The sequence below is a fragment of the Streptococcus sp. WM07 genome, from assembly GCF_004570525.1.
GTDB lineage: Bacteria > Bacillota > Bacilli > Lactobacillales > Streptococcaceae > Streptococcus.
The window spans coordinates 1-8,346 of sequence record NZ_SPPZ01000065.1 but is presented as its reverse complement, the minus strand read 5'-3'; the positions used below and the strand labels follow the sequence as shown (position 1 = coordinate 8,346).

Below are 8,346 nucleotides of genomic sequence, written 5' to 3'. Positions count from 1 at the left end.
AATTTTCCTATGGTGCTGTGCATTCTTTTTATCTTTCAGGGCTTGCTTCAATTCGCTAATTTGATATTCATTTAGTTCGACTTTCATACCTTATAGTATACAGCTATTTTTGTTTTTTGTTAAGTATAACCTATGAAAGGCTTCTAGATGGTGTTCCAATGGTGAATGTACCTGTTGCTCAAATGGCTAAGGAGTATCTGGATAAACACGAGACCGTTGAAGAAACCGTTCGTGACATGATGGATAAGCAAATTTTGAAGTGTACAACATCAGGGGTGATTACAGGATTTGGGAGGGCTCTTAACATTACCTGTAGCTGTACCGGCCAATGTTTCCAGTGTCTTGTATAGTACAAATGCGGATGATAGCTTGTGCAGCCCAAATGGCAGGTTATGACTTGGACAGTGATCAAACGAAGACTTTTGTTTATGCTTGTCTTGCTGGTATTTCACTTAATCAAATGATTAAGAAAACGAATATTATTGCTGGGCAGAAGGTTGCTACCAAGATGATTGCACGGATTCCGGGTAGGTTATTGATAGCCATCAATCGGAGAGTTGGTTTTCGACTAGTGACCAGGTTTGGTAGTAGAGGTGTTGTCAACCTTGGAAAATTGGTTCCTGGTGTTGGAGGTGTGATTAGCCGATGTTTGGATTACATGGAAACCAAAATTATTGCGGATCGGACTTATCCTTGGTTTTTCCAAGGAGATTTTTCAACCAAGGACAAAGAGGAAGAGTGGTTGGAAGAAGATTTTGCTGAGAAGTAAGTTACCCCAAAGTATCCTATCGCTTGTCCAATGTGGTCTTCTGTTCTTTTCCTAGTCCAACCTTGCTGCTCCAGCCCTTTTAGCTTCAGAGGGGTTGCCGAAAAAACGGTCTATACCATTTTGTTTTTTGCCTTCTAGGTGTATAATAACTATAAGGAGGACTCGACGATGAACTACTATATTCAAGCAGATGCCTTTTTCTATCCTTATGAGAAAAAGGGAGCAGGTTATTTAGAAATCAAGGATGGTCGTTTTGGTAAATGGCAAGCTCAGCGACCAGCAACAGGGGAAATCCGTGATTATACTGGCTATTGGGTGAGTGCAGGATTAGTCGATACCCATATTCATGGATTTGGAGGTATCGATGTCATGGATAAAGACATCGATGGACTCTTGACAACGATGAGCGAGGGGCTTCTTAGTACTGGGGTGACTAGCTTTCTCCCAACGACTTTGACGGCAGATACGGCAGATCTCCGTCAAGTATCTGAGCAGATTGGAGCTCGTTATCAGGAGGCTAAGGGAGCTAAAATTCAAGGGATTTATTTTGAAGGTCCCTATTTTACAGAAGAGTTTAAAGGAGCTCAAAATCCAGCCTATATGAAAGATCCAAGTCTGGAAGAGTTTCGGGATTGGCAAGAAGCAGCTCAAGGACAAATCAAGAAGATTGCTCTAGCACCTGAACGTGATGGAGTTGAGGAATTTGTTGAAACCTTGACCCAAGAAGATGTTACAGTTGCCCTCGGGCATTCCAATGCTACTTTTGATCAGGCTCGCAAGGCTGTTCAGGCTGGAGCTAGTGTATGGGTACATGCGTATAATGGGATGCGTGGTTTAACCCATCGAGAATTAGGGATGGTTGGTGCGATGTACCAGTTGCCACACACCTTTGCGGAGTTAATCTGTGATGGTCATCATGTTCATCCAAGAGCCTGTCACATTTTGATGGAGCAAAAAGGCTTGGATCAGGTAGCTTTAATCACAGATTGTATGCGAGCGGGGGGCATGCCTGATGGTGATTACCACCTAGGTGATTTTCCTGTTGTTGTTCAAGAGGGGACTGCTCGTTTGAAAGATTCGGGTTCTCTTGCAGGCTCTATTCTTCAACTGAAGGATGGAGTGAAAAATGTGGTGGATTGGGGCTTAGCCAATCCTGAGCAAGCGCTGCGAATGGCGACCTTGAATCCGGCTCTCTCTGTTCATTTGGAACAAGAATGTGGTCAGATTCGACCAGGAGCAGCTGCCGACTTTTTGATTTGGACTCCTCAATTAGAGTTGCAAGAGACCTATTTGGATGGTCAATTACGCTATCAGGCAGAGTGAGTCTTTAGGAAAGACCGGATGGTGAGAATCATCTGGTTTTTTTCTGTATAAAAAAATTTAATGGCTCTAATAAGAAAAATAGCCTTGGTAGGGGCTGAAAAATCTGATAGGATAGAAGGGTAGTAAAAACTTGCTACTGGGAGGTACTATGAACCACTTGTTAGTGTTACAATCGGATTTTGGGTTAGTAGATGGTGCAGTCTCGGCCATGATTGGGGTGGCCTTAGAAGAAGCACGAGATTTGAACATTCATCATCTGACACATGAGATCACACCTTATCACATTGAAGAGGCCAGTTATCGACTTTTTCAAACGATTGATTATTGGCCAGAGGGTACAACTTTTGTCTCCGTTGTTGACCCTGGAGTTGGCTCCAAACGAAAAAGTGTCGTGGCTTTGACCAAGAGAAATCAGTATATTGTAACACCGGATAATGGTACTTTATCTTATATCAAGGATGAGGTGCTGGCTGTGCGGGAAATTTCTGAGGTATCCAACCGCCGTGCCAATACGGAGCATTCTTATACTTTTCATGGTCGTGATGTTTATGCCTATACTGGCGCTAAATTAGCTAGTGGTCACATGACTTTTGAAGAGGTGGGGCCCGCATTAAGTGTGGAGCACATTGTTGAAATTCCAGTTGTTGAAACAACTCAAGGACCTGACTGGGTTCAAGGAGTTGTCGAGATTCTAGATGTTCGCTTTGGCTCCCTGTGGACCTCCATTAAACGAGAAGATTTCCAGAACCTTAATCCCGAATTTGGAGATCGATTTGAAGTTACTATCTATAACAATGATATGCTGGTCTACCAAAATCAAGTCGTTTATGGCAAGTCCTTTGCAGATGTTCGCATTGGACAGCCTGTCCTTTATGTGAATTCAGTTTACCGTATTGGGCTAGCCATTAATCAAGGTTCCTTCTCCAAAGCCTATAATGTTGGTGTGGGACCCCAATGGTCTATCCAGTTGAAAAAGATTTAGGAGTTTATTATGTCACAATTATCCATTAAGCAAGTTGTTGCGATTGGTGTGGGAGCAGCCCTTTTTATTGTTGTTGGTCTGATTAGCATTCCCACTCCGATTCCAAATACCTATATTCAACTGCAGTATGCTGTTCAGGCCTTACTTGCAGTCATTTACGGACCCGTTGTTGGCTTTTTTGTCGGTTTTATTGGCCATGCGAATATTGATTTACTTCGAGGTGGAAGTCCTTGGTGGTCTTGGGTTCTCGCTTCAGGTCTTTTTGGTTTGATTATTGGAAATGCAAGAAAGACCTTGCAGTTGCAAACTGGCAAGCTAGATTCAAAAGGGCTGGTAACCTTTAACCTGATTCAGGTAATTGCTAACCTAGTTCTATGGGGACTTGTAGCTCCCATCGGAGATATTCTGATTTATAAGGAACCCGTTAACAAGGTATTTGCCCAAGGAGTAGTTGCAGGTTTGACAAACTCAGTCACAGTTGCCATTGCAGGCAGTTTGCTGCTAAGCCTCTATGCCCGTAACCAGGTCAAAACCGGTAGCTTGACCAAGGAATAAGCTCAAAGGACAAAATTCAACTTGTGAATTTTGTCCTTTTCCCATCTCACTATGATAAAATGAAAGAAAAAAAGAGGGAGAACCACGGTGACACCACTGATTCAGTTTAAAAATTTTTCTTTTCAGTACCAGAGTCAGGCAGAGCCGACATTGAGAAATATCAATCTGGACATTCAGAGAGGAGAAAAAGTAGCCATTATTGGCCCTTCGGGATCTGGGAAGTCAACATTGGGACAATGTCTCAATGGCTTAGTTCCCCACGTTTACGAAGGACAAATTCAGGGGCAACTCTTATTTAAGGGACAAGACTTGATAGCTTCTAGCATTGTGCAACGCTCCTTACTAATTTCCAGTATTCTTCAAGATACGGATGGTCAGTTTATTGGCCAAACTGTTGCAGAAGACGTGGCCTTCGCTTTGGAAAATGATGCCTTGGAGACGTCCCTTATTCGGGAGAAGGTGGCTTATTGGTTAGAACGATTAGGGTTGACATCTTTAGCGCATCAGCGACCACAAGATTTGTCAGGAGGTCAGAAACAGGCGGTTGGCTTAGCGGGTGTTCTGATTGACGAAAGTCCTCTCTTATTATTTGATGAGCCGTTAGCCAACCTAGATCCCCAGGCTGCTCATGAAAGTTTGCAATTACTAAGCCGACTTCATGAAGAGACAGGCTCGACTCTGGTTATCATTGAGCATCGTCTAGAAGAAGTACTGGAACTAGGCCTCGATCGAATTGTTCTTGTGGAAGATGGTCAAGTTGCTTTTGATGGTCCTCCGAATCAATTACTGGCTAGTTCTGAGTTGATGCGAGTTGGAATTCGGGAACCCCTGTATTTAACAGCACTTAGAGAGTTAGGAATGGATTTAAGAGCTAGCCAGCCCCTAGATGATTTGACAGCCTTAGAACTACCCGCTCTTTCCTTACCGAAGTCTGTTCAAGTGGAAGAAGAGCCAGCAGGAGAAGTGTTAGCTCAGTGGAATCGGCTGAGATTTGCGTATCCAGATAGGCCTGCTATTTTTGACGACTTAGATCTCCAACTACGAAAAGGAGAGTTGGTAGCTTTAGTTGGGAAAAATGGAACGGGAAAATCAACCTTGGCTCAACTACTGTCAGGTTACTTACCGGCTCAAGGTCAGTATTTCTGGCAGGGGCAGGAAATGTCTGAGCAATCGTTGACAGATCGAGCTCGGCAGGTTGGCTATGTTTTGCAGAACCCAAACCAGATGATTTCTCAAACTATGATTTTTGATGAGGTTGCGCGGGGCTTAAGGCTTAGAGGTCTATCGGAAGAGGAAGTGATTTCTAGGGTGGCAGCGGTTTTAGAGATTTGTGGTTTAACACCGTTTCGTAATTGGCCCATATCCGCTCTATCCTATGGTCAGAAAAAACGGGTTACAATAGCAGCGATTTTGATATTAGAGCCTCAGGTTTTAATTTTGGATGAACCGACTGCTGGTCAAGATCAGGCTCATTATCGAGAGATGATGGATTTTTTGCAAGAGTTAGCGGATTTGGGGCATGCTATTGTCCTGATTACGCATGATATGCAACTCATGCTTGAATATGCGAATCGTGCGTTAGTATTGGATCAGGGTCGGATTTTGGCAGACCAAAATCCACGGGAGCTTCTCTCCCAGCCAGAACTCTTGGCTAAGGCTCATTTACGGACAACTTCGCTTTTCCATTTAGCGGATAAGTTACAAGTGGATCCGATTGCTCTATCGCAGTTTTATCAAGAGAGGGGGAGAAAGGTATGAACAATTTTATCGGCTATCAGTCGGGGACAAGCTGGATTCATAGATTGAGCGGCGCTAGTAAATTTCTCTTCTTCCTGTTGATTTCGGTTGCGGCTATGATTACTTATGATACGCGTCTGTTACTGGGGATAGCTCTCCTATCTCTAATGGCACTGTATGTATCTAGAATTTCTTGGAGGAGTATTCGCTGGGTCATTTATTTTGCTTCTTTTTTTGCAGCTATGAATCTACTCATGGTCTATCTTTTTGCTCCGGAGTATGGAGTGGATATTTATGCAAGTCGTCATTTGATTTGGGAGGGCATTGGCCCTTATCATTTGACTCAGGAGCAACTGTTTTATCTAGGGAATCTGTTCCTCAAGTATGTGGCGACTCTTCCCATGGCCTTAGTTTTTCTTTTGACGACTCATCCGAGTCAATTTGCGGCGAGTCTGAATCAGATTGGAGTTTCCTATCGAATTGCTTACGCCGTAAGTTTAACGCTGCGTTATATTCCAGATGTACAAGAGGATTTTGTGATGATTCGTAGGTCGCAGGAGGCGCGTGGGTTAGATTTATCCCCTCAACAACCACTTGTTGCTCGTATTCGAGGGAATGCCTTAATCCTCTTTCCGCTAATTTTGACGTCTTTGGAGCGCATTGAGACGGTTTCTCGTGCGATGGAACTGAGACGTTTCGGTAAGGAAAAACGCCGTACCTGGTATTGGACCCAAGCTTGGGCTTGGCAAGACTACCTTATTTTAGGGATAGCTGTGATTTCCTTGCTGTTGGCTCTTTACTTGATGTGGGTTCAAGGAAGTCGTTTTTATAATCCATGGCAATCCTAGTTTTGTCTTTACATCCTTCTTTTTTCTTGTTAGACTAAAAGAAAAATGGGCGAAAGGTGTCAAGAATGCCGAAAAGAAAAAAAGGGCTAGGACTCTTAGTCTTGTCTTTGGGAACTCTTGCTCTGGGTTTCCTTGCAAATCAGCTGGTAATGACCGAGCAAGAGAATTATACCGTGCCAACTGAGGATTATTTTGTGCAGAGCATTGCGGCAGATGCTCAAATGGTGGCGGATCAATATGGTCTTTATGCTTCGGTTATGATAGCCCAAGCTATGTTGGAATCGGATCGTGGAACGAGCCGATTGTCTCAGCCTCCGCACTACAATTTATTTGGGATTAAGGGAACTTATCAAGGAGAAGGGGCTAACTTTTTGACGACGGAGGATGATGGCAGTGGTGATCTGTATGAAATTCATGACCAGTTCCGTAGTTACCCTTCTTATTATGCTTCTTTGACAGACTATGCACTTGTACTTTCACAGCCTATGTATGCTGGTACATGGAAGATTAATACGACTTCCTACCAAGACGCTACCCAAGCTTTAACAGGAACCTATGCGACAGATTCGTCCTATAATGTTAAACTCAACCGCTTGATAGAGCAGTATAATTTGACCCAATACGATTATTGAACGAAATAGTAAAAAACTCTTGCCTTTGGTAAGAGTTTCTTGTATAATAGTATCTTGTGAGAATATCCCTCACTTACTCGTCTTGAGGCGAGTCATTAGTCCAAAAGGAGGAACATATCAATGGCTAAATACGAAATTCTTTATATTATTCGTCCAAACATTGAAGAAGAAGCTAAAGCAGCTTTGGTAGAGCGTTTTGACGCAATCTTGACAGACAACGGTGCAACTATCCTTGAGTCTAAAGACTGGGAAAAACGTCGCCTTGCCTACGAAATCCAAGATTTCCGTGAAGGTCTTTACCACATCGTGAACGTTGAAGCGAACGATGATGCAGCTCTTCGTGAGTTTGATCGTCTTTCAAAAATCAATGGCGACATTCTTCGTCATATGATCGTTAAACTTGACGCGTAAGAAGGTAACAAATGATTAATAATGTTGTACTTGTTGGTCGTATGACCCGTGACGCAGACTTGCGTTATACCCCATCGAATGTTGCAGTGGCGACTTTCACCTTAGCTGTGAATCGCACTTTCAAGAGTCAAAATGGTGAGCGTGAAGCAGACTTTATCAATGTAGTCATTTGGCGTCAACCAGCTGAAAATTTGGCTAACTGGGCGAAGAAGGGTGCACTAATCGGAATTACGGGACGAATTCAGACTCGTAACTACGAGAACCAGCAAGGACAGCGTGTTTATGTTACTGAAGTCGTAGCTGACAACTTCCAAATGTTGGAAAGTCGTGCTGTACGAGAAGGGAATACGGCTGGCTCTAGCTTTGGTGCTAACAGTTTTGGATCAGCTCCAGCTGCTAGTCCAGCAAGCTCAGAACCTGCAATGCCAGACTTTTCTCGAAATGATAGTCCATTTGGTGCAACCAGTCCAATGGATATCTCTGATGATGACCTTCCATTCTAAGACAAATAAATAAAGGAGAACAAAATGGCTCAACAACGTCGTGGCGGATTCAAACGCCGTAAAAAAGTTGATTACATCGCAGCAAACAAAATTGAATACGTTGACTACAAGGATACAGAACTTCTAAGCCGCTTCGTCTCAGAACGCGGAAAAATCCTTCCACGTCGCGTAACTGGTACTTCAGCCAAGAACCAACGTAAAGTTACAAACGCTATCAAACGCGCACGCGTAATGGCTTTGATGCCTTACGTAAACGAAGATTAAAAATGAGCCTCGTTGGAGGCTCATTTTCTATTTTATGTAGCTTCCGAAGGAAGCCATCTGTTGGTCCATTGGACCGTTTTTTGTAGAATGTTACTTCCGTAGGAAGTCATTGCTTTGTCCAGTTACCTATTAATGCTATTTTAGAAGGAAATGATATGTAATCTAGTGGGGATTAGTAGGCTGTTAATTACTGGACGAAAGTTTTAAAATGAAGTTAGCCACCTACCTTTACTGTGAGATGAGGACTACAACCCATTCTGATAAGTCATTGATTTCATTTGATGACAGGTTTGGAGCTGTTAGGCTAATTTGCCAAGGCTAA

At 43.2% G+C, this 8,346-nt stretch carries 10 protein-coding genes; all 10 read left to right on the top strand.

The window, feature by feature from the left end; translation table 11 throughout:
• Positions 1-361 precede the first annotated feature (361 nt).
• The 10 genes from E4T71_RS07575 to rpsR all read left to right on the top strand — a co-directional run bounded on the left by E4T71_RS07575 (position 362) and on the right by rpsR (position 8,024).
• Complete coding sequence (locus tag E4T71_RS07575) at positions 362-769, top strand: hypothetical protein (RefSeq protein WP_209304476.1); 408 nt, start codon at positions 362-364, stop codon at positions 767-769.
• A 168-nt stretch (positions 770-937) separates the two neighbouring features.
• On the top strand, positions 938-2,092 hold the full coding sequence (nagA, locus tag E4T71_RS07570) for an N-acetylglucosamine-6-phosphate deacetylase (protein ID WP_135038630.1): 1,155 nt from the start codon (positions 938-940) through the stop codon (positions 2,090-2,092).
• Between the two features lie 148 nt (positions 2,093-2,240).
• Positions 2,241-3,074, top strand: a complete 834-nt coding sequence (locus tag E4T71_RS07565) for an S-adenosyl-l-methionine hydroxide adenosyltransferase family protein (RefSeq protein WP_135038628.1) — start codon at positions 2,241-2,243, stop codon at positions 3,072-3,074.
• Between the two features lie 9 nt (positions 3,075-3,083).
• The gene (locus E4T71_RS07560) at positions 3,084-3,629 is read left to right on the top strand and encodes an ECF-type riboflavin transporter substrate-binding protein (protein WP_135038626.1); all 546 of its coding nucleotides are present in this window, start codon (positions 3,084-3,086) and stop codon (positions 3,627-3,629) included.
• A gap of 87 nt (positions 3,630-3,716) precedes the next feature.
• Entirely contained in the window at positions 3,717-5,387 is a 1,671-nt protein-coding gene (locus tag E4T71_RS07555; protein ID WP_135038624.1) for an ABC transporter ATP-binding protein, read from the top strand.
• Positions 5,384-6,214 (top strand): energy-coupling factor transporter transmembrane protein EcfT, encoded by an 831-nt coding sequence (locus E4T71_RS07550; RefSeq protein WP_135038621.1) that lies wholly within the window; start codon positions 5,384-5,386, stop codon positions 6,212-6,214. The genes E4T71_RS07555 and E4T71_RS07550 overlap by 4 nt, the downstream gene beginning before the upstream one ends.
• Before the next feature lie 65 nt (positions 6,215-6,279).
• Complete coding sequence (locus E4T71_RS07545) at positions 6,280-6,846, top strand: glucosaminidase domain-containing protein (protein ID WP_135038619.1); 567 nt, start codon at positions 6,280-6,282, stop codon at positions 6,844-6,846.
• 120 nt (positions 6,847-6,966) lie between these two features.
• Positions 6,967-7,257, top strand: coding sequence for a 30S ribosomal protein S6 (rpsF, locus tag E4T71_RS07540; RefSeq protein ID WP_135038617.1), 291 nt, complete (start codon positions 6,967-6,969; stop codon positions 7,255-7,257).
• Positions 7,258-7,268: 11 nt separating this feature from the next.
• Positions 7,269-7,760 carry a single-stranded DNA-binding protein gene (locus tag E4T71_RS07535; RefSeq protein WP_135038615.1) on the top strand — a complete coding sequence of 164 codons (492 nt, stop codon included), beginning with the start codon at positions 7,269-7,271 and terminating at the stop codon, positions 7,758-7,760.
• Positions 7,761-7,784: 24 nt separating this feature from the next.
• Positions 7,785-8,024 (top strand): 30S ribosomal protein S18, encoded by a 240-nt coding sequence (rpsR, locus tag E4T71_RS07530; RefSeq protein WP_135038614.1) that lies wholly within the window; start codon positions 7,785-7,787, stop codon positions 8,022-8,024.
• Positions 8,025-8,346: the final 322 nt, after the last annotated feature.

Excerpts from the sequence above, each read along its gene's own strand:
- rpsF (WP_135038617.1), top strand. The coding sequence starts at position 6,967 with ATGGCTAAATACGAAATTCTTTATATTATTCGTCCAAACATTGAAGAA.
- E4T71_RS07535 (WP_135038615.1), top strand. The coding sequence starts at position 7,269 with ATGATTAATAATGTTGTACTTGTTGGTCGTATGACCCGTGACGCAGAC.
- E4T71_RS07550 (WP_135038621.1), top strand. The coding sequence starts at position 5,384 with ATGAACAATTTTATCGGCTATCAGTCGGGGACAAGCTGGATTCATAGA.
- E4T71_RS07545 (WP_135038619.1), top strand. The coding sequence starts at position 6,280 with ATGCCGAAAAGAAAAAAAGGGCTAGGACTCTTAGTCTTGTCTTTGGGA.
- E4T71_RS07575 (WP_209304476.1), top strand. The coding sequence starts at position 362 with ATGATAGCTTGTGCAGCCCAAATGGCAGGTTATGACTTGGACAGTGAT.
- nagA (WP_135038630.1), top strand. The coding sequence starts at position 938 with ATGAACTACTATATTCAAGCAGATGCCTTTTTCTATCCTTATGAGAAA.
- E4T71_RS07560 (WP_135038626.1), top strand. The coding sequence starts at position 3,084 with ATGTCACAATTATCCATTAAGCAAGTTGTTGCGATTGGTGTGGGAGCA.
- E4T71_RS07565 (WP_135038628.1), top strand. The coding sequence starts at position 2,241 with ATGAACCACTTGTTAGTGTTACAATCGGATTTTGGGTTAGTAGATGGT.
- rpsR (WP_135038614.1), top strand. The coding sequence starts at position 7,785 with ATGGCTCAACAACGTCGTGGCGGATTCAAACGCCGTAAAAAAGTTGAT.